Annotated in this window: 21 protein-coding genes and 1 pseudogene; 14 read left to right on the forward strand and 8 right to left on the reverse strand. The window is 49.1% G+C overall.

The genetic code is table 11. The features are described from left to right. Positions 1 to 210 precede the first annotated feature (210 nt). The 5 genes from ACYU8Y_RS11540 to ACYU8Y_RS11560 all read left to right on the forward strand — a co-directional run bounded on the left by ACYU8Y_RS11540 (position 211) and on the right by ACYU8Y_RS11560 (position 3,058). Complete coding sequence (locus ACYU8Y_RS11540) at positions 211 to 789, forward strand: hypothetical protein (protein ID WP_460937253.1); 579 nt, start codon at positions 211 to 213, stop codon at positions 787 to 789. A gap of 308 nt (positions 790 to 1,097) precedes the next feature. Further along, entirely contained in the window at positions 1,098 to 1,541 is a 444-nt protein-coding gene (locus tag ACYU8Y_RS11545) for a DUF6624 domain-containing protein (protein ID WP_460937254.1), read from the forward strand. Continuing rightward, the gene (locus ACYU8Y_RS11550) at positions 1,538 to 1,708 is read left to right on the forward strand and encodes a hypothetical protein (RefSeq protein ID WP_460937256.1); all 171 of its coding nucleotides are present in this window, start codon (positions 1,538 to 1,540) and stop codon (positions 1,706 to 1,708) included. Before ACYU8Y_RS11545 ends, ACYU8Y_RS11550 begins: the two co-directional genes overlap by 4 nt. 347 nt (positions 1,709 to 2,055) lie before the next feature. Continuing rightward, positions 2,056 to 2,403 carry a DUF3592 domain-containing protein gene (locus tag ACYU8Y_RS11555; protein WP_460937258.1) on the forward strand — a complete coding sequence of 116 codons (348 nt, stop codon included), beginning with the start codon at positions 2,056 to 2,058 and terminating at the stop codon, positions 2,401 to 2,403. 202 nt (positions 2,404 to 2,605) lie between these two features. Further along, on the forward strand, positions 2,606 to 3,058 hold the full coding sequence (locus tag ACYU8Y_RS11560) for a hypothetical protein (protein WP_460937260.1): 453 nt from the start codon (positions 2,606 to 2,608) through the stop codon (positions 3,056 to 3,058). Positions 3,059 to 3,219: 161 nt separating this feature from the next. Here the strand turns inward: ACYU8Y_RS11560 and ACYU8Y_RS11565 are convergent, their stop codons facing one another. The 3 genes from ACYU8Y_RS11565 to ACYU8Y_RS11575 all read right to left on the reverse strand — a co-directional run bounded on the left by ACYU8Y_RS11565 (position 3,220) and on the right by ACYU8Y_RS11575 (position 6,691). Further along, the gene (locus ACYU8Y_RS11565; protein WP_460937262.1) at positions 3,220 to 3,792 is read right to left on the reverse strand and encodes a DUF2911 domain-containing protein; all 573 of its coding nucleotides are present in this window, start codon (positions 3,790 to 3,792) and stop codon (positions 3,220 to 3,222) included. Positions 3,793 to 3,825: 33 nt separating this feature from the next. Further along, positions 3,826 to 5,679, reverse strand: a complete 1,854-nt coding sequence (gene glmS, locus ACYU8Y_RS11570) for a glutamine--fructose-6-phosphate transaminase (isomerizing) (RefSeq protein ID WP_460937264.1) — start codon at positions 5,677 to 5,679, stop codon at positions 3,826 to 3,828. A gap of 205 nt (positions 5,680 to 5,884) precedes the next feature. Further along, positions 5,885 to 6,691 carry a glycogen/starch synthase gene (locus ACYU8Y_RS11575; RefSeq protein ID WP_046577411.1) on the reverse strand — a complete coding sequence of 269 codons (807 nt, stop codon included), beginning with the start codon at positions 6,689 to 6,691 and terminating at the stop codon, positions 5,885 to 5,887. A 141-nt stretch (positions 6,692 to 6,832) separates the two neighbouring features. Between ACYU8Y_RS11575 and panC the strand changes: the two genes are divergently transcribed. The 3 genes from panC to ACYU8Y_RS11590 are packed head-to-tail and all read left to right on the forward strand — an operon-like array spanning position 6,833 to position 8,370. After that, positions 6,833 to 7,672: a pantoate--beta-alanine ligase gene (gene panC, locus ACYU8Y_RS11580; RefSeq protein WP_460937266.1), complete on the forward strand. Its 840-nt coding sequence runs from the start codon at positions 6,833 to 6,835 to the stop codon at positions 7,670 to 7,672. A 37-nt stretch (positions 7,673 to 7,709) separates the two neighbouring features. Then, a complete protein-coding gene (locus tag ACYU8Y_RS11585) occupies positions 7,710 to 7,892 on the forward strand; it encodes a hypothetical protein (RefSeq protein ID WP_460937268.1) in 183 nt (60 codons plus the stop codon). Further along, a complete protein-coding gene (locus tag ACYU8Y_RS11590; RefSeq protein WP_460937270.1) occupies positions 7,867 to 8,370 on the forward strand; it encodes a DUF6169 family protein in 504 nt (167 codons plus the stop codon). The genes ACYU8Y_RS11585 and ACYU8Y_RS11590 overlap by 26 nt, the downstream gene beginning before the upstream one ends. 36 nt (positions 8,371 to 8,406) lie before the next feature. Here ACYU8Y_RS11590 and ACYU8Y_RS11595 read toward each other — a convergent pair. Further along, a pseudogene (locus ACYU8Y_RS11595) lies at positions 8,407 to 8,574 on the reverse strand (M28 family peptidase); the annotation flags it as partial. Positions 8,575 to 8,658: 84 nt separating this feature from the next. Next, a complete protein-coding gene (locus ACYU8Y_RS11600; protein ID WP_460939026.1) occupies positions 8,659 to 9,252 on the reverse strand; it encodes a M15 family metallopeptidase in 594 nt (197 codons plus the stop codon). Positions 9,253 to 9,423: 171 nt separating this feature from the next. Between ACYU8Y_RS11600 and ACYU8Y_RS11605 the strand changes: the two genes are divergently transcribed. Then, entirely contained in the window at positions 9,424 to 10,659 is a 1,236-nt protein-coding gene (locus tag ACYU8Y_RS11605) for a nucleoside recognition domain-containing protein (protein ID WP_460937272.1), read from the forward strand. A gap of 75 nt (positions 10,660 to 10,734) precedes the next feature. Further along, positions 10,735 to 10,908 carry a hypothetical protein gene (locus tag ACYU8Y_RS11610; RefSeq protein ID WP_460937274.1) on the forward strand — a complete coding sequence of 58 codons (174 nt, stop codon included), beginning with the start codon at positions 10,735 to 10,737 and terminating at the stop codon, positions 10,906 to 10,908. Between the two features lie 13 nt (positions 10,909 to 10,921). Here the strand turns inward: ACYU8Y_RS11610 and ACYU8Y_RS11615 are convergent, their stop codons facing one another. After that, on the reverse strand, positions 10,922 to 11,581 hold the full coding sequence (locus ACYU8Y_RS11615; protein ID WP_460937275.1) for a DUF1345 domain-containing protein: 660 nt from the start codon (positions 11,579 to 11,581) through the stop codon (positions 10,922 to 10,924). Between the two features lie 116 nt (positions 11,582 to 11,697). Between ACYU8Y_RS11615 and ACYU8Y_RS11620 the strand changes: the two genes are divergently transcribed. Beyond that, the gene (locus ACYU8Y_RS11620; RefSeq protein WP_460937277.1) at positions 11,698 to 12,720 is read left to right on the forward strand and encodes a hypothetical protein; all 1,023 of its coding nucleotides are present in this window, start codon (positions 11,698 to 11,700) and stop codon (positions 12,718 to 12,720) included. Between the two features lie 200 nt (positions 12,721 to 12,920). Continuing rightward, a complete protein-coding gene (locus tag ACYU8Y_RS11625) occupies positions 12,921 to 16,370 on the forward strand; it encodes a pyruvate carboxylase (protein ID WP_460937279.1) in 3,450 nt (1,149 codons plus the stop codon). Between the two features lie 115 nt (positions 16,371 to 16,485). Here ACYU8Y_RS11625 and ACYU8Y_RS11630 read toward each other — a convergent pair whose 3' ends face one another. Both ACYU8Y_RS11630 and ACYU8Y_RS11635 read right to left on the reverse strand, forming a co-directional pair. Beyond that, positions 16,486 to 17,205 (reverse strand): sterol desaturase family protein, encoded by a 720-nt coding sequence (locus ACYU8Y_RS11630; protein WP_460937281.1) that lies wholly within the window; start codon positions 17,203 to 17,205, stop codon positions 16,486 to 16,488. 68 nt (positions 17,206 to 17,273) lie between these two features. Beyond that, positions 17,274 to 17,855 (reverse strand): Crp/Fnr family transcriptional regulator, encoded by a 582-nt coding sequence (locus ACYU8Y_RS11635; protein WP_460937283.1) that lies wholly within the window; start codon positions 17,853 to 17,855, stop codon positions 17,274 to 17,276. Between the two features lie 183 nt (positions 17,856 to 18,038). Here ACYU8Y_RS11635 and ACYU8Y_RS11640 point away from each other — a divergent pair, with 183 nt between their 5' ends. Both ACYU8Y_RS11640 and ACYU8Y_RS11645 read left to right on the forward strand, forming a co-directional pair. After that, complete coding sequence (locus ACYU8Y_RS11640) at positions 18,039 to 18,314, forward strand: DUF4870 domain-containing protein (protein WP_460937285.1); 276 nt, start codon at positions 18,039 to 18,041, stop codon at positions 18,312 to 18,314. A 47-nt stretch (positions 18,315 to 18,361) separates the two neighbouring features. Beyond that, positions 18,362 to 18,682, forward strand: a complete 321-nt coding sequence (locus tag ACYU8Y_RS11645) for a DUF3467 domain-containing protein (RefSeq protein WP_460937287.1) — start codon at positions 18,362 to 18,364, stop codon at positions 18,680 to 18,682. Positions 18,683 to 18,796: the final 114 nt, after the last annotated feature.

The following is an 18,796-nucleotide window of genomic DNA, read 5'->3' on the forward strand; positions in this document are numbered from 1 at the left end:
AGCAACGTAGCGTTCTCATCCATCAATCCTCATGGTCGTTGGGTGCGCGTCCAAAATGTGCTTTCATTTCCGGTTTCGGTCGACAGATTGCACGTCTCAGCAGGCAGGTTTTGGGCTTCCATTGCCCACTTCCGGTTGACAGGGTGAACGCCTAAACAGATTGACTTTTTTAATGAATTTGGTAGTTTCTAACAATAGTAAATAGCAAGAATGAAAACTGCTTTTTGTGCAATTTATTTCACCTTGTTTTTATGTACAACAGGTTTTTCGCAGGATCAGTCAGTAACTAATGATAATAATATTTCCAGTTTGGAGAGATTCTTGTCCAGAACCGGTGAAATGATATTAGTTACCGACTACAAATTACCAGAAATAAATATGGGCCTTAGTGGAGTGATGGAGGCAAAAGTTAGAAAAGCAACCATTGCCACTGATACTAAGTTTTATTATTCACTTCAAAAGGAGCGGCAGCTTTCCAGCATGAATTGGTTTATTGAGTATACTGATTTGTTAGAAATGATTAAAGCTGTTGCGGTCCTAAAACCAGGTTTCGCAGAAGCAGTGAATGAGAAAGCTTTTTATAAAGCAAATTACTTTGCCACAAAAGACAAATTTAAAGTGGGGTACTTCATCGAAGATAACAAAGCCCAATGGTTTATCACTGCGGACCGAAATATCAACGCTCCTTATAAAGCAGCTGGTTTGGTTCTCCTCAAAGACATCTCGTTACTTGAAAAATCTTTATCAGAGGGTAAGCAAAAAATAGAAGAACTCATGAAACAGAAATAAACATGAAAAGTATTTCATGTTTCAGCTATTTATGCGTGTTCTAAGCTAGATGGGGGCGCGTCCCGGAGCCATCGGTCAGTCCGTCGGGGAGCTTCGGCTTACACGCCGAACGCCTGAGTAAGTCAAGTTGGAGCCGACTCCGTTTGACAAAGGGTACGCCCCCTAATGGGCAGTTTAGGGTAGGCAGCGATTAGACCAAAGCCCATCGAATTTTATGGGGTACATTGTTTCATTGTTGATTGACATTACCCTGTTCATGATTTCCATGACGATAAATAGGATAAACGTATCCGTTCAATCTGATTCAGATGTTGTATCCTGATATTGCACACGAGTTGATCGAACGTCGAGCGTATGACCTTCGCATTAGGCAGCAACTTATCACAGAAGGAAAGCTGTTTAGTGGATATAACCCGGAAATGGAAACGGTGCATCTCGATAACGCCCGGCGACTTCAGGAAATAATGGCTCAGATTGGTTGGCCAGCTCAGGAACAAGTTGGCGAGGATGCCAGTCAGGCAGCCTGGTTAATTGTTCAACATGCCATCAGTTTACCTTCGCTCATGAAAAGCGCTCTTGCGTTAATGAACGAGCAGAAAAAGACAAGGACGATCGACCCTGTGAGTTTGGCATTTCTGTCAGACCGAATTGCCATGTATGAGAATCGTCCCCAATCTTACGGTACTCAGTTTGTCCATGACGATCAGGCCAACTTATACCTTATTCGCTTGACGATTCAATCGACCACGTGAATCAACGTCGCCGGACGTTTGGCTTAAACACCATTGAGGAACGGTTAAGCGAATTGACAGCTCAATTGAGCGTTGAACAGAAAAAACAGCCAACGGCAGAAGAAAGGCAACTGGAGCGGGCGGAATATGAGGCCTGGCGCAGAAAAGTAGGATGGATTTCCACTTAGCTGCAGACGTATCACGTCGACCGTTTGATAAGTGCAAATGTAGTTGAGCAGGCAAAAACCCTATTTTAGAGCTAAGTAAGCCAACAGGAGAGGCCGAATGGCTGGTGGCCTGACCAGCTCTACCCGCAGATGTCTGAGGGGTATCCGGGAAGGGGCTGACAAGTAGTTTCACCAAACAGCCAGCGTTAGAAAGTTGGTCATCCGGACTGCTTAAACTGGCTTGCGTACGTAGCACACAGATAGCCATGTTCAAACAAGGCTTAAATAAGAATCAAATGGGGTACTTTATTACATGTCTACTTGGTGTTGCCTGTCTTCTGGGCTCCCTGTATCTTTTTTCCACATCCATGGATCTGATTAAGACGGGAAACCGTACCATAGCCACCGTTGATGAACTGCAGAAGGAGAGAGGCAAAAAAGGAAGGTCCACGTACAGACCCATTTTTAAATTCACTACCGTTACAGGTAAAGAAATCCATTACGAATACAGTATTGCCAGCTCTCCACCTGATTGGGCAGTGGGCGATAAAGCGACGATTGTTTACCCGACCAACAATCCGGAAGATGCACTCGTCCTAACCTATTTTGGGGCCTTCCAATGGGCCATCATTTTGTTAGCTATTGCGGCACCACTGCTTATTATTGGGGGTGGCTATTTTGTGTTTGTCCTTTACGCGAAGCAATATTTAGTATAAGTAGTTGATGGAATTGGCCTGAGGTGGGGTAATTTTCTGGCGATAGACTCTTTCTCTTCAGGATGATATGTTCAGTTTGGCAGTCAGGGAAGAACAGCGGTTGAGCTTTGTGTAATTAAGCCAACTGGATAATGACAACGCCATGACAAAATACATACTACCGAAGCCATTCACTTAACTCAAATTGACCAGGAAATAAACGATGAATTGTAAATCTTTACCCATTCTGATTGCCGTACTAACTGTGTTATGTGGGTGCCAGTCAAAAGATTCATCCAGCCCAATCGTCGGAACCTGGGAGCTGGTTTCGGCCACAACTACGGAAAAAGATACGTCGTTTTCTACCTTCGATCCGACGCATAAAATGATCAAAATCATTAATGCAGATCATTTCTCATTCCTGAATCATAAACTCAGGCCGGGTAAAGATTCCTCCTCGAATGAATTCAGCGGTGGGGGAGGGAAGTACACGTTAGCGGATAGCCTCTACACCGAACATCTGGATTACTTTACGGATAAACAGTGGGAAGGCAACACGTTCAACTTTGTGGTCAACATTGCCAACGACACATTGACCCAGAAAGGCGTTGAAAAGCTTGAAAAACTTGGCATCGACCGGGTAATTGTCGAAAAATACAAACGGGTTACCAATTGACTTTAATCAGTAATGTGAAGTCAGATTCTTAAATCTGACTGGTGAGGTTTCTCAAAACCGAACTATATGAACCATTCAGTTTTGAGAAACCTCACCAGTCGGTTATAAGTAACCGACTCCACGGTCAAGAATCATACTTTACACATTCGCCAGCTGATCTGCTACCATGAAATAGGGACCGCTACAACGGTTGTGTCCCAGCCCATGTACATCGTGGTCGTTTTGGCGTCTTTCTTCGCAAATTGGATCGAGAAATTTTCAAGTGGGGTCTCGGCCTTCTGCACCGGCACCGTTACCCGCGCTACATCCAGGGCCGGGTTATAGCTGTAAGCACCCCACTGATCAACGTCGGAGCTGATGATGATTGTCCAGTCTTTTTCGGTTGGGATTGTCAACAGGGCGTAGCTGCCAGCTGGTATTTTTTTGCCGCCGATTGTAACGTTCTGGTAAAATTTGATCTCGGGTGCTTCGTTTGCACCCGCCCGCCACACTTTGTCGTAAGGAACCAATTTGCCAAAGATCTCCCGGCCATTTTTTGCCGGCCGGTTGTACGTGATCCGGACCATAGCCTTGTCGGTCCCAATTTTGGCGGGGGCAAATTTCCGGTCGTGGGCATAGTCGTCCGGATAATAAGCCATATCCATCGGCGTCTTGTCGAGGCCTCTGAAGGTTTGGGCGTTCGTAGCGTCAATGGTCAGGCAAAGTAATCCGAAAAGTAAGGCTGTTTTCTTCATGGTAGGTTAAACGGATTCGTGGGTTTGAACGACTTATTCGACTGTTACAGATTTAGCCAGATTCCGGGGCTGGTCAACATTGCGCCCGCGCATCACGGCAATGTCGTAGGCCAGCAACTGCAACGGAACCACCGATACCAGCGGCACCAGAATCTCGTGGACTTTCGGAATGTCAATCGTGAAATCGACCATGCCGGGCAGGTGCGTATCGCCCTCGGTCGTGATGGCAATGACGCGGCCTTTGCGGGCTTTCACCTCCTGAATATTCGACACTACTTTTTCGTAGGAGCTGTCTTTCGTCGCAATGACCACCACGGGCATATCTTCGTCAATAAGCGCGATGGGGCCGTGCTTCATTTCGGCGGCTGGGTAGCCTTCGGCGTGTATGTAACTGATTTCTTTGAGCTTCAGCGCACCCTCCAGCGCAACGGGGAAGTTCAGGCCCCGGCCCAGGTAAATGAAGTTCCGGGCGTAGGTGAAAATGTAGGCAATTTCCTTAATCTTATCGGCGGCCTGTAACACCCGCTCAACCTTCGCCGGAATGCTTTCCAGCTCCGCCAGCAACTGCCGGAACAGCGAGTCGGAAATTGTGCCTTTGCGCTTTGCCGCAGCCAGGGCCATCAGGGTAAGCACGGTTACCTGTGCCGTAAACGCCTTTGTGCTGGCTACGCCAATTTCGGGTCCGGCGTGGGTAAAGGCTCCCGCATGAGTTGCCCGCGCAATAGACGACCCCACAACATTACAAACCCCAAAAATCGTGGCCCCCTTCGATTTGGCCAGTTCAATGGCAGCCAGGGTATCGGCGGTTTCACCCGATTGTGAAATGGCAATGACAATATCGCCTTCCTTAATGATCGGGTTGCGGTACCGAAACTCGGAGGCATATTCCACCTCGACCGGAATGCGGGCTAATTCCTCAAAAATGTATTCGGCCACTAACCCGGCATGCCAGGACGTACCACAGCCAATAATGACGATCCGCTTAGACTTGGCCAGTTTGTCCAGATAATCACGCAAACCGCCTAGCTGGAGTGTACCATCCTCGGCTTTGACCCGGCCACGCATGGAGTCGGCAATGGAGCGGGGCTGCTCAAAAATTTCCTTGAGCATAAAATGGTCGAAGCCGCCTTTTTCGATGGCTTCCAGCTCCAGCTCTACTTTGTGCACATACGGCGTTGTGGTGGTGTTGTCAAGCGTGACAACGGTCAATTCACCATTTCGGATAACGGCGACTTCGTAATCGTTGAGGTAAATAACGTCTTTGGTGTATTCAACGATGGGCGTGGCGTCCGATGCCAGAAAAAACTCGTTCTCGCCAACACCAATAACCAGCGGGGAGCCTTTGCGGGCCGCTATCAACTGGGTTGGGTCGGCTTCGTTCATGATTACGATGGCGTAAGCACCCACAACCTCCTGCAAGGCCAGCCGGACGGCTTCTTCGAGTGTGCCCCCGTGCGACGGTCCGACATTGTTTTCCCAGATGTCTTCAATAAACTGCCCCAATACTTCCGTATCGGTTTCACTGCTGAAGGTATGCCCTTTTTTGAGCAACGCCTGCTTGATGGCGGCATAGTTCTCGATAATGCCATTATGAATAATGGCCAGTTTCCGATGGAAAGAAAAGTGCGGGTGGGCGTTCACATCGTTAGGTTCGCCGTGTGTAGCCCAGCGGGTGTGTCCCATGCCAATGGTGGAATGAACGTCTTTGCCCGCTAATTCCTGCTCCAAAGCGGCCACTTTCCCTTTTTTCTTAAATACGGTTAAGCCGTGGGCATTTGTCAATGCTATGCCCGCGCTGTCGTAACCCCGATATTCGAGCCGTTTCAGCCCTTTTAGTACCAATGGACACGCTTCGCGGTATCCTACATAAGCCACAATACCACACATACTTTTGTTATCGCCGGAACGCCGGTGCGTTTATGTATTGAACTAGAGAAGAAATGAAAGACGCCAGCAGCTACTTTATTTCGCGGGTAAAGTAAACGTAAAAAGCCGGAAATCTCCGGCTTTTTACTGAGTCGTTTGCAGGACTCCATTTTAATAAATTTTAATAAACAGATTCCTTGCCAATGTTGGGCAACGGCCTTGAGTGTTAACCCGCTAACTGCGTGTACAGATTGTAATAGCGGTCGGTTACGTCCTCGTCATCAACCGTATCGAATTTATGTTCCGGGAAGTCCGTCAGGATCGCGTTGAGACTTTCGCTGGTTTCTTCTTCCGCCCGAACAACCGCGTCGGCATACGTAGAACCAATGCGAATAAAGCCTTCAAAATCAGCCGTTTTTAACTCGGCCAGCATTTCATCGTCAATGTCCATCATGCGGGCTTTTTCGATGATATCGCCCTCAAAACGGTGCTCGAACGAGTTGTTATACACGGTAAAAACCGACTTCGTGTCCTTGAACATCGGGTCGTTTTTATAGGTTGTTTTAAGATACAGGGGGATCAGGGCTGTCATCCAGTCATTGCAGTGAACGATATCGGGAGCCCAGCCTAGTTTCTTAACCGTTTCCAGAACACCTTTGCAGAAGAAAATCGCCCGTTCGTCGTTGTCGTCGTAAAATCGGTTTTCTTTGTCGTGGAAAACATATTTTCGCTGGAAGTAGTCTTCATTATCAATAAAGTACACCTGCAATTTAGCCGTTGGAATTGACGCAACCTTGATGATCAGCGGTTTTTCATCATCACCTACGGCAATGTTAATTCCCGACAACCGTACCACTTCGTGCAACCGGTTTTTACGCTCGTTGATCAGGCCGAAGCGCGGCACCAGAATTCTAATTTCCATCCCACGCTCCTGCATGGCCTGCGGCAATTTGCGGACGAAATCAGCGACGTCAGACGTTTTCAGGAAAGGATTGATTTCGCTGGCAACATAAAGGATGCGAAGTTTGCTCATAAGTAGGGAAAGCGTGTGTGCTGTCTGAGTGAACCAAAAAACTTGCAAAATTATACAAATTTTCCCCGTATTTCAATACATTTTGTGCAAAAAAAGATGCGCTTGCCGTATCATTGCAGCCCTATAAAAAACTCGTCAGCTATGCATCGTTTCGACACGGTTTCTGCGCTTCGCCACCACCTGAATTCACTTCGTTCTGAAAAGACTATTGGTTTTGTGCCAACGATGGGTGCCCTGCACGAAGGACATATTACGCTCATCGACGCGGCTCGTTCGGAAAATGATGTGGTGGTGAGCAGTATCTTCGTCAATCCGACCCAGTTCAACAATCCCGATGATCTGGCCCGATACCCCCGCACGCTGGAAGACGACTGCCAGAAACTGGCAGCCGCCGGTTGTGATGTCGTTTTTACACCCTCGGTGGCGGAAATGTATCCTGAGCCGACGACGTTGCGGCTCAATTTTGGCGAGCTGGAAACGGTCATGGAAGGCGCTTTCCGACCAGGACATTTCAATGGCGTAGGCACCGTGGTTGCCAAACTGTTCAACATGGTGCAGGCCAATAAGGCGTACTTTGGCCAGAAAGACCTGCAGCAGGTAGCCGTCATTCGACGGCTTGTGCGGGATCTGAGTTTCGGTGTAGAACTGGTTCGGTGCCCAACTGTCCGCGAAAGCGATGGACTGGCGATGTCATCGCGCAATCGTAATCTTACCGACACCGAGCGAGAGCAGGCTACAACGCTGTTTAAAGCCCTCTCGCTGGCTCACGACCTGCTGGTGGAAGGCCATAGCACTACGCAGGCGAAAGCGGCTGTAACGGGCTTTTTTACGGGTAATCCTCATTTCCGGTTGGAGTACGTCGAAATCGTTAATGCCGATACACTTCAGCTAGCCAGTGAGGTGCTGGCTCCCGGCCAAACGGCCATTTGTCTGGCGGCTCATCTGGGGAATGTCAGACTGATTGATAACCTGGTGTTTTGAGGAGTAAATAGTTATTTTTACAAAAACGACAAGTATTATGAAACAGACCAATGCTCCAGAAGCTCCAAACGAAACCATTGTGCTATTACGTCGGCTGGCTGCCGAAAAGCGCGAAACGAAGCGCCAGATGCGGGTGGCTTTTGAGACTGACCCGGAAGTGCAAAAAGCCATTGCTCGGCTGAGAGATCGTAACTATGAATCTGAATCGAAATCCGTATAAATTTGAATATGTTGGTGGGGTATCTAACTCATACGTATTTGAAACGGTCAATGACGTTATTTATCAAATTAAGTTCAAGCCTACTCCTTACCTATTCCCGAATTATCCAGCTTTAGGGCAGGAATCTTTTGAACTTGTTATTGATGTGATTTATTCCCGATCAGGAAAGATACCGTCGGATGCATTTATTCCTGCTACGATTGCTGCTGTTTGCGAAGATTTTGTTAGTAACAGAGAGCGTATCTTACTCTATATCTGTGAAACGGCTGACGCCCGCCACCTGGCCCGGGTTCGTAAGTTTGACGCCTGGTTTCGTGAGTTTAATGATTTTCAATTTCTCAAGATCGACGCTAACTTTCCGGATACAAATAATGTCACTTACTATGTGTCGCTAATTTTTCGATTGAATCATCCTGGTCGGCATCTCATCATTGATGAAGTTAATCTGCTAGCACAGCGCTATAACACAGATAAGTAAGTCACTTTCATAATAATACGTCGATTCTTTACCCTGTCAATTGTCTAAATTCGCGACTCGCCAGGCGGTTTGAAAAACCAGCGTTGCCGGTTTCTGCAAGAGCTCGGAAACGATCTTATCGGCGGGCTGGTGATAATCGGGGTGTTCGCCGTCTGTGAAAAACAGGACAGGTATGCCTACCTTAGCAAAATTGAAATGGTCGGAGCGATAAACGTATCGCTTCGGGTCTGGCTTGACATCGCAGCCTGGTGCTGGTCAGATTGGTATATAACGGACTCGTACTAACGATCAATCCACAATCCGAAACACCATCTTGGCTTTCTCGCGGGAAAGCGCGTTGAAGTGCCACCACTCGAATTCGATGGGACTGAATCCGCCCTGGCGCATGGCAGTGCGCAGAATCTGCCGATTGTCGATTTGCTGCTGCGTTAACTTCCCTGATTTAAGCAGCTCGGCTTCGCGGGATGGGTACGCCAGTTCACCGAAAAAGTCATACTTAGTACCCATGTCGAGGGGTTTTCCGTCCTGATTCGCTACGGTTAAATCGACGGCGCAGCCGTAGTTATGAATGGATCCTTTGCGGGGATCGGCTACGTATTTCTGTCGCTCGTTTTCGGGTAGTTCGGGGAGGGCGTTCCAGAGCTTCCATTGGGCCGATCGGGGGCGGGCCGCATCGTACACCAGCAACCGGAGATTGGGGTGATGGGCCTGTAAGTATTTGCTGGCTTCGGCGAGTTTTTGGGCAGCCATTGGTTGCATATAGGCCCGTGTGAGGTCGCCATAAACATCTTTGCCAACAAAATTGTCCGTCGTCGAATATTTGAGTTCGACCAGAATGGTGGGGTCGACTTTCTGCACATCGACAAGGCCCTGTTTGGCCATGGTGGCTTCGAAATCCTGTGCTTTCAGCGTTAAGCTACAGAGACACACAGAGACATACAGAGATACATGGAGAAAAATCTTTGTGTGTCTCTGCGTCATAATCTTTTTACGGTTCATCATAACGCAAATAACGCCAAAACGCACTACTTTGCCTGCTAAACCGCCCGTAACATGGCCTTAAATTACATTTGGGTTGCCTTTTTCCTGATTGCTTTTCTGGTGGCGCTAGCCAAGCTGATTTTTCTGGGAGATACCGAAATATTCAAACTTATTGTCGAGGGCCTGTTCGATTCGTCGAAAGTGGCGGTCATGGATATTGCCTTGCCGCTGGCGGGAGTGATGACGTTTTTTCTGGGCTTACTGAACATTGGCGAGAAGGCAGGAGCGATCAATTTTCTGGCCCGCATCATTGGCCCGTTCTTTCATAAACTCTTTCCTGAAGTGCCCGAAAATCACCCCGCTAACGGGCAGATGATCATGAATTTTTCGGCCAATATGCTTGGGTTGGATAATGCCGCGACCCCGTTCGGACTAAAAGCCATGGCCAGTTTGCAGGAACTGAACCCGACCAAAGAAACGGCTTCCAACGCGCAGATTATGTTTCTGGTGCTGCATACGTCGGGGCTGACTATTATTCCGCTCAGTATCATGGCACAACGGGCTATTCTGGGGGCTAAAGACCCGTCAGACATATTTATTCCCTGCCTGATTGCTACCTACGTTGCTACCGTGGTAAGTATGGTTGCCGTAGCCATAAAACAACGAATCAATCTGATAAACAGTACGGTATTGGGCTGGTTAGGCGGTCTTACCAGCCTGATCGGTCTGGTACTCTGGTTTCTGTCGACCAAAACAAAAGAAGAAATTGAAATTATCTCGAAAGTAAGCGGCAACCTGATTCTGATGCTGATTGTAGTCTCGTTTCTGCTCGGCGCCGTGCGCAAGAAAGTAGACATTTTCGACGCCTTTATCGAAGGCGCTAAAGGTGGCTTCGACACGTCTGTACGCATTATTCCTTACCTGGTCGGTATGCTGGTCGCTATCGGCGCGTTCAGAAATTCAGGTGCCATGGATTACGTCGTCGACGGGCTGAAATATGTTTTTAGCCTGACGGGCATGAATACCGAATTTACCGATGCCTTGCCGGTGGCGTTGATGCGCCCGCTGAGTGGTTCGGCTTCGCGAGCCCTGATGATCGACGCCATGAAACAATTTGGCCCCGATTCATTTGTCGGTCGACTGGCCTGTATGTTTCAGGGGGCGGCCGAAACAACCTTTTACATTGTGGCCCTGTATTTTGGCTCGGTAGGTATTCGCCATTCGCGGTATGCAATCCCCTTTGGGTTATTCGCCGATTTGATGGGTGTCATTGCCGGCATTGCCCTGGGATATTTCTTCTTTCACTGAGCGAAAAAACGCCGAAACGTGTTAGTGATTCAGCTAGCTAACGCAACAAACGAACCGCTTCGGCGGACTGACTGAATGAATATTAACCAGGTACGGGAAAAACTTCATCTACTGATCGACGAAGTTGACGACATCTATGTGCTGAACGGCTTATACCGAAACTTACTGTCGGATAAACAGCAGCGTGACGCATACGAAAAAGAGCAACTGGAAAAAGCTAAAAAGCAAGGGCGGACGGGGCAGCGCTGATGTAATACATTGCCTAGGAAAGGCCGCCTACCGTCAGGGCAATGATAATCGCGTTGAACCCAAACGAGAGCAACCCATGAGCCAGAGCCATTCGGCGTATGGGTTTGGAACTGATCGAAACGTCGGAAACCTGGCTGGTCATCCCAATCACGAAGGAGAAATAAGCAAAGTCCAGATAGTCAGGTTCCGGATCATCCGGGAAATCCAGACCGCCGGGTTTCTTTTTTTGACCTAGGTCATTGCCGTAGTATAAATGGGCGTAACGGAGTGTAAAAACTGTATGCACCAGAAGCCAGGCACTGGCGATGGCCGAAATGGCCAGTAATCGATTTCGCGGCCATTCCGGGCTGTTTTTGTCGGTCGAATCCAGCAGCACAATGACGGCATAGAGACTGGCTATAGCGGCCACGACCACGAAAACCAGAATCAGCGTTCGACTCGAATCTTCCAGTTGTGACAGCTTGGGCAAATCGCGCGGGTGGGCAATGCTGATGCTTATCCACATAAGCAAGAGGATCGTTACGGCGAAGGAAACCCAGACAAGGGTAAACCGGGCCGATACGGAATAGCTTCCCGGAACAGCAACATAAGCAATGGCTGCTACGGCCAGGCCAATCAGTAAGCGGTAATGGGAGTCAAAGCGAGCAATCGATTGAAGTAGGGTCGTTCTCATTGGTTGGAAAAAGGCCGGGCAAAAAGCGAAGTACGTCCTTCGCGGCATACGCCCCAAATTTTCGGTTGCTGATTACATCGCTAGTATCTTTACCACATCAACGAACGTAAGCTACTATGTCGTCTCTCCCGGCGCAATACCAGGTTGTCCGAATCGGTACCGGAAACGAGCCTCTTTCCAAATCGCAGAAAGAATTTAACAGGTTGACCCAAAAAATTGAACAGCTTACGACTCAACTGCACGAACTGCGTGGTGTTTCGGAACATATTCGGCAACGGGTTCAAGCCGATTATCACCCGTTGATTGAGCAGTATAGTCGGCTCCAGGCCGATCTGGTGTGTTTGTTCGATCGCGCCTACGAAAATGAAGAGACGACGAAACCAGAGCGAAAGAAGCTTGCCGAGTTAATCCGCGACATGGCTTCCGATCTGATCTCTGTGCATGGCCTGGACAGCCTCAGGATCATTTATGACAAGTATGATCGACCGGAGTTTGACGATGGTCAGGACCAGCAACTAGCGACAAGAGAAGTGGGTTCCGGTGCACCTGACGACCTTGACGATTATATAAGTCAGCAGGAAGCCGCCGAAGCTGAGCGTCAGCGCCAACGGGCGAATAGGCCAAAGTCAGCCAAACAACTGGAACGGGAAGCTAAGAAGCGGGCCGATGAGCAGAAAACCACAAAGGCGGTTCGCACGCTGTACATGGATCTGGTAAAAGCGTTTCACCCCGACCGCGAGCCCGATGAAGCCGAAAAAGTACGGAAAACCGAAATTATGCACCGCGTCATAGCCGCTTACGAAAAAAGCGATCTACTGGCACTGTTTCGGTTGCAACTGGAATTCGAGCGTATCGACCAGGCACATCTGGAGTCCCTTGCCGAAGGCCAGCTTACGTATTACAACAAAATTCTGCGGCAACAGGCGCAGGAACTGGACGGTGAGGTTTTGGCACTCCAGCAGGAACTGGCCGCTATAACCGGTAAGTCTGCGTTTGCCGTTGGTTCATTGGTTGGGTTTGAGTTTAGCCTCAACAGCGACATTGCCCAACTCAAGCGGGACATCAAACAACTGAAACAGGATTTAAAAGCACTGGCCAGCCTGAGTGTGCTGAAACAGTGGCTGAAAGGTTACCGATAAGGTGAGTGCCGGCCTGGTTTTTCTGGGCGCCTGAGCCCGGTTCAACTACCCATCAAGCATAAATCAGTTTCTGTAATATTCTTCGAAAAAGCTGTCTTCTCCAATGATTATACAGGACAGGACAACATTTTCAAAATTTTCAACAATCTTGCTATCTTATTTAGCAGTCTTGTAGCCTGAAGCCGCTTTTGTTGAGAATCATGAAAGATTATATCCGACCCATTCACCGTTTGCTTGTCGCTAACCGGGGCGAAATTGCCATCCGCATCATGCGGGCCGCCACCGAGCTGGGCATCACGACCGTTGCCGTTTATACCTACGAAGATCGGTATTCGCTTCACCGCTATAAGGCCGATGAAGCGTACCAGATTGGCCGGGATGAGGAACCGCTGAAACCTTATCTGGATGTCGAAGGCATTATTCTGCTGGCTAAACGACATAAAATAGACGCTATTCACCCCGGATACGGCTTTTTATCCGAGAACGTGAAACTGGCGACGCGGTGTCGTGAAGAAGGGATAATATTCATTGGACCATCGCCGGAAGCCATGGACGCACTAGGCGACAAGGTGCGGGCCAAGAATCTGGCGACCAAAGCGGGTGTGCCCCTTATTCCGGATTCGCGCGAAGAAAACATGTCGCCCGAATTTGCCCTGACGGAAGCCCAGCGGATTGGTTTTCCGATTATGGTAAAAGCGGCTGCCGGTGGCGGTGGCCGGGGTATGCGCGTGGTGCGGCAGGTCGAAGAGTTTGAAAAAGCCTTTGCCGAAGCTAAAAACGAAGCCCGTAATGCCTTCGGCGATGATACGATTTTCCTGGAGAAATTCATTGAGGAGCCCAAACACATTGAAGTGCAGTTACTGGGCGATCAGCACGGTAATATCGTTCACCTCTACGAGCGCGATTGCTCGGTGCAACGGCGGTTTCAGAAGGTCGTCGAAGTGGCGCCGTCGTTTGGGCTGCGGCAGGATACCAAGGATAAACTCTACGCGTACGCCCTGCAACTGGGCCGGGCTGTTAATTACTCCAATGCCGGAACGGTGGAGTTTTTGGTCGACAAAGCCGAGAATATCTACTTCATTGAAGTGAATCCCCGGATTCAGGTTGAGCATACTATTACCGAGGAAATAACCGGCATCGACATCGTCAGAACGCAGATTCTGATTGCAATGGGATATCCGCTTTCCGATAACAAGATATACATAAACCACCAGGACGACGTACCGCTCAACGGCTACGCCATCCAGTGCCGCATCACGACTGAAGACCCGGCCAATGGGTTTAAACCTGACTTCGGAACGATAACGGCCTATCGCAATGCGGCCGGTTTCGGTATCCGGCTTGATGAAGGAAGTAGCTATGCGGGTATGAAAATCTCGCCCTACTTCGATTCGATGATTGTGAAAGTATCGGCACGGGGCCGTACGTTAAAGGGAGCCACCCAACGACTGACGCGGGCGCTGGTCGAGTTTCGGATTCGGGGCGTCAAGACCAACATCGGCTTTTTGCTTAATGTAATCAGCAACCCGGTTTTCCAGCGGGGTGAAGCACGGGTGTCCTTTATCGAAACCCATCCCGAACTGTTTGATTTTCGCAAGCCACAGGATCGCTCGACCCGCGTACTCAATTATCTGGCCGATGTGATTGTCAATGGCAATCCGGAGGTTAAAAAGAAAGACGACAGTAAGGTGTTCAGAGCGCCCATTGTGCCGTCGTTCGACGTGTACGGTCAGTATCCGCCGGGCAATCGTGATCGATTGAAAGAGCTGGGAAGGGAGAACTTTTCGAAGTGGGTAATTGACCAGAAGAGCATACTCTATACCGATACAACGTTTCGCGATGGGCACCAGTCGCTGCTGGCAACGCGCGTCCGGACGCAGGATTTACAGAAAGTAGCCGAAGGGTTTGCCAAAAATCACCCGGAGCTTTTCTCAATGGAAGTCTGGGGTGGGGCAACCTTCGATGTAGCCATGCGATTCCTGTATGAAAGCCCCTGGAAACGTTTGGAAGCGCTACGGGAAGCCATGCCGAATATGCTGCTGCAAATGCTGTTCCGTGGGTCCAACGCGGTAGGCTACTCGGCTTACCCGGATAACCTGATCGAGAAATTCGTTGAGAAATCGTGGGAGACAGGCATCGATGTGTTCCGGATTTTTGATTCGCTCAACTGGGTGGAAGCCATGAAGGTGAGTATGCGGGCTGTGCGCGAACGGACAGATGCCCTTTGTGAAGCGGCTATCTGCTACACGGGCGATATGCTGGACCCGAATCAGAAAAAATATACGCTGCAGTACTACCTGGATATGGCTCGTCAGTTAGAAGACGAAGGGGCCCATCTGCTGGCGATCAAGGATATGGCTGGTCTGCTGAAACCGCTGTCGGCCGAAGTGCTGGTTCGGGAGTTGAAGCAGGCGGTGAGCATTCCCATTCACCTGCATACGCACGATACACCAGGCATTCAGGCCGCTACCTATTTAAAAGCCATCGACGCTGGTGTCGATATTATCGACTGTGCCCTTGGTGCTTTGTCGGGGCTGACCTCACAGCCGAACTTCAACTCGGTTGTTGCCATGATGGAGGGACACGAGCGAGAGTGTAAAACGAACCTGTCGTCCCTGAATGCGTATTCGAATTACTGGGAAGATGTTCGGGAATACTACTACCCATTTGAGTCGGGCATGAAGGCGGGTAGTGCCGAAGTGTATGAAAACGAGATTCCGGGCGGGCAGTACTCGAACCTGAAACCGCAGGCCATTGCCACGGGCCTGGGCGACAAGTTTGAAACCCTGAAAAAGAATTACTCGATTGCCAATCAGCTCTTTGGCGATATCGTGAAAGTAACGCCTTCCTCGAAAGTAGTGGGCGATATGGCCATTTTCATGACGGCCAACAACCTCACCGCCAATGATGTCTTGACGCGTGGCGAGTCGCTGTCCTTTCCTGAGTCCGTAAAGGAGCTTATGAAAGGTATTCTGGGTCAGCCCGTTGGCGGGTTTCCGGAAGATATCCAGCAGGTGGTATTAAAAGGCGAACAGCCCATCACCGGCCGGCCGAACGAGCATCTGAAACCCATCGACTTCGACGCTGATTTCAAGGCCTTTCAGGAAAAATACCCGCAGTGCGATGGGTTCGTCGATTACCTGTCGTATCAGATGTACCCCAAAGTGTATGACGATTACTACAAAGCCAATGTGCAGTACGGTAATGTCAGCATTATTCCAACGCCGGCCTTTTTCTATGGCCTGAAAGAAAATGAAGAGATTCTGATCAACATCGAAGAAGGAAAGAATATCCTTGTTCGGTTGCTGTTCAAATCGGAACCGGATGAGTTCGGTATGCGAACGATCACGTTTGAACTGAACGGCCAGAGTCGGCAGGTGCAGGTTCGAGACCGGGCTTCGAAAGTCGAAAAGGCCATAAATGCCAAGGTGAGCAAAGCCGGTGATGTGGGGGCACCTTTGCAGGGTCGGCTAACGCGGATACTGGTCAAAGAAGGTGACGTGGTGAAGAAGAATCAGCCGCTTTTTGTGATCGAAGCGATGAAAATGGAAAGCATCGTAGCCGCTTCCAAAGAAGGGAAGGTAGCCAAAATTGTGCTCCGGGAAGCAACGACCGTTGAGCAGGATGACTGTGTAATTGAGTTGACCTGATTCTGCCAGTAACACCCGCAGATAAATATGTACCAAACAGCCTCTGGCTGTTTGTGAGTAGGCGACTAGAACATGGACCCTGCCCACAAACAGCCAGAGGCTGTTTGGTACACGCTTATTCTCTATGAACGTCTTTGAAACGCAACATATCGCCCAGTCGTAATTCTTTCTCTTCATCAAACCCACAGGTTGAGCGGAATTCTTTCGGATTTCGGTAGGTGCCGAATAACATATCCCACCACACAATGTCGCCATAGTTATGCGTATGTTTTTCGTATTCGTGATGAATTCTGTGCATTTCGGGTCGTTGAAAAATGTAGCCGATCCACTGGGGTGTTTTCACATTTGTGTGGTAGAAAAATTCGCCCAGCGCCGTACAAAGCGTATAAATCGCCCCCGCTTCGGCGTTCAGTCCTAGTAGTGTGTATACCAGCAGGCTGCCAATAATGGAGTTGACCGTCATTTCGAGAGGATGTTTGTAGAAGGATGTAATTACTTCCAGCCGCTGTGGACTGTGGTGAATCTGGTGAAAGTGTGTCCAGAGAAAATCAACAGTATGCCGCCAACGGTGCCACCAGTAAAAGATAAACGTAGCGATGATGTAGGCAATAATGCCACCTGCTACATTGCCTACCTGTGCCGAAAGATGAAAAACAGAATAGGCTGACAGCCATTTCTCCCAGGTAAACCCGGCCACTACCACAATAATTAGTTGTATCAGATTGATGGCCAGTACCCGGATTGTCCAGGTTGGCACAGTGGGTAGCTTCCAGCCGGGAGCCAGTCGCTCCAGCAAAAAGCAGCAGATAAATACGCCAAAAATGATCGGTAACATAGCTGTTGGGGTTGGTGAATCAATGGCCCAAAGCAACAGCCTGATCATTGCGAAAACATTGACGGATATCAATTTCGCTGGCCCCGCAGGCGACTGAGCGTTTCGGGCGAGATGCCCAGGTGCGAGGCTATGTATTTGAGGGGCACCCGATGAAAAATAGCCGGAAAGTCGGTTAACAGTTGCTGATAGCGTTCAGGAGCCGTTTGCATGCGAAGGTTTCGGGTACGCAGTTCGCTCAGCACATAATATTTCTCGGTGAGCAATCGGCCAATGGCGTTGAATTCGGGGAAGTCGCGATAGAGTTGCTGCAATTGGGCATAAGTTATCGACCACACAATGCTATCTTCCAGCAGTTCAATGTATTCCTGGGCGGGCTGGCGGCTATAAAAACTGACGATAGAAATAATGAAATCATTCTCCCGCATAAACCAGGCCGTTGCCTCACGTCCGTCGCCCTGGCCACCAGATTTCAGGTAGTAGCCTCGTACGACACCCTGCTCAATGAAATAGATTCGGTTGGCTATCTGACCCGGCTGCAACAGCCAGTGCTTGCGGGGGAGGGCCTCCCGATGGAGAATCTTCTGTAAGGTAATTTTTACGTCTGGTGAGATTGGCCAGAAAGCGTCAATAAGCGTTATAAGTTGTTCCATTGGTGTCAAATAGTTCTCGTAACGTTGTATCAATCAAAGTTTTATCGCAACTTACTTTCCAACTAAATCGCTGTTTGTCATGGAAAACCAGTCGCCAATATCACCTGCTCCCATCCCTTTGAGTGAGTCGGACGCCCGCTTGTGGGCTATGCTTGCGCCCTGAGTGCTATACCCGGTTCTTTTGTGCTAATTGGTAGCGTGATTGCTCCGCTGGTTATCTGGCAGATCCAAAAAGAACGGTCGGCTTTTGTCGATTATCATGGTAAAGAAGCGGTTAATTTTCAAATTACGATGGCTATTGCTGCGGCCGTATCGTTTCTGCTCATGATTCTTGTCATTGGCGTATTCCTGCTCTTCATTGTCGGTGTGGTATGGCTCGTTTTCACTATTATTGCGTCTGTAAAAGCCAACAACGGCGAGTATTACCGGTACCCACTAACGTTCCGGTTTATAGCGTAAACCAACTCCTGTTCAGGCCAACATCCGCTATTGATAACTAGTTTTGTATGACTCCTCCCCAACAGAATCCTGAAGGTGCTATCGACGTTGAACTGAGCGAAGAGATCGCCGAAGGCGTTTATGCCAATCTGGCAATGATTGCTCACTCGAACAGTGAGTTTATTCTTGATTTTATTCGCCTGATGCCTGGCGTTCCCAAAGCTAAAGTAAAAGCCCGGATCATTCTGACACCTGAACACGCCAAGCGTCTGCTGGAAGCTCTGCGCGAGAACATAAGCCGTTTCGAAGAAGCATACGGCGGTATCAATGAGCCAAACGAGTTCCGGTTTCCGGGCAGTGGCTTCAGTGGTCCGGTAGGGCAGGCATAGCTGATTTATAAATTTGACCAGCGCGAGAGAGCTTGTTGAGTCGGCTAACTACAAACCAGATACCTTCTTTCACAAAAGAAAAACCCTTTGGCATTCAAACAGTTTTCCGTATCT

This window comes from Spirosoma humi, assembly GCF_054776575.1.

Coding starts and splice junctions, on each gene's coding strand:
- ACYU8Y_RS11540 (WP_460937253.1), top strand. CDS start 211: ATGAAAACTGCTTTTTGTGCAATTTATTTCACCTTGTTTTTATGTACA.
- ACYU8Y_RS11545 (WP_460937254.1), top strand. CDS start 1,098: ATGTTGTATCCTGATATTGCACACGAGTTGATCGAACGTCGAGCGTAT.
- ACYU8Y_RS11555 (WP_460937258.1), top strand. CDS start 2,056: ATGGATCTGATTAAGACGGGAAACCGTACCATAGCCACCGTTGATGAA.
- ACYU8Y_RS11560 (WP_460937260.1), top strand. CDS start 2,606: ATGAATTGTAAATCTTTACCCATTCTGATTGCCGTACTAACTGTGTTA.
- ACYU8Y_RS11565 (WP_460937262.1), bottom strand. CDS start 3,792: ATGAAGAAAACAGCCTTACTTTTCGGATTACTTTGCCTGACCATTGAC.
- glmS (WP_460937264.1), bottom strand. CDS start 5,679: ATGTGTGGTATTGTGGCTTATGTAGGATACCGCGAAGCGTGTCCATTG.
- ACYU8Y_RS11575 (WP_046577411.1), bottom strand. CDS start 6,691: ATGAGCAAACTTCGCATCCTTTATGTTGCCAGCGAAATCAATCCTTTC.
- panC (WP_460937266.1), top strand. CDS start 6,833: ATGCATCGTTTCGACACGGTTTCTGCGCTTCGCCACCACCTGAATTCA.
- ACYU8Y_RS11585 (WP_460937268.1), top strand. CDS start 7,710: ATGAAACAGACCAATGCTCCAGAAGCTCCAAACGAAACCATTGTGCTA.
- ACYU8Y_RS11590 (WP_460937270.1), top strand. CDS start 7,867: ATGAATCTGAATCGAAATCCGTATAAATTTGAATATGTTGGTGGGGTA.
- ACYU8Y_RS11600 (WP_460939026.1), bottom strand. CDS start 9,252: ATGGCCAAACAGGGCCTTGTCGATGTGCAGAAAGTCGACCCCACCATT.
- ACYU8Y_RS11605 (WP_460937272.1), top strand. CDS start 9,424: ATGGCCTTAAATTACATTTGGGTTGCCTTTTTCCTGATTGCTTTTCTG.
- ACYU8Y_RS11610 (WP_460937274.1), top strand. CDS start 10,735: ATGAATATTAACCAGGTACGGGAAAAACTTCATCTACTGATCGACGAA.
- ACYU8Y_RS11615 (WP_460937275.1), bottom strand. CDS start 11,581: ATGAGAACGACCCTACTTCAATCGATTGCTCGCTTTGACTCCCATTAC.
- ACYU8Y_RS11620 (WP_460937277.1), top strand. CDS start 11,698: ATGTCGTCTCTCCCGGCGCAATACCAGGTTGTCCGAATCGGTACCGGA.
- ACYU8Y_RS11625 (WP_460937279.1), top strand. CDS start 12,921: ATGAAAGATTATATCCGACCCATTCACCGTTTGCTTGTCGCTAACCGG.
- ACYU8Y_RS11630 (WP_460937281.1), bottom strand. CDS start 17,205: ATGTTACCGATCATTTTTGGCGTATTTATCTGCTGCTTTTTGCTGGAG.
- ACYU8Y_RS11635 (WP_460937283.1), bottom strand. CDS start 17,855: ATGGAACAACTTATAACGCTTATTGACGCTTTCTGGCCAATCTCACCA.
- ACYU8Y_RS11645 (WP_460937287.1), top strand. CDS start 18,362: ATGACTCCTCCCCAACAGAATCCTGAAGGTGCTATCGACGTTGAACTG.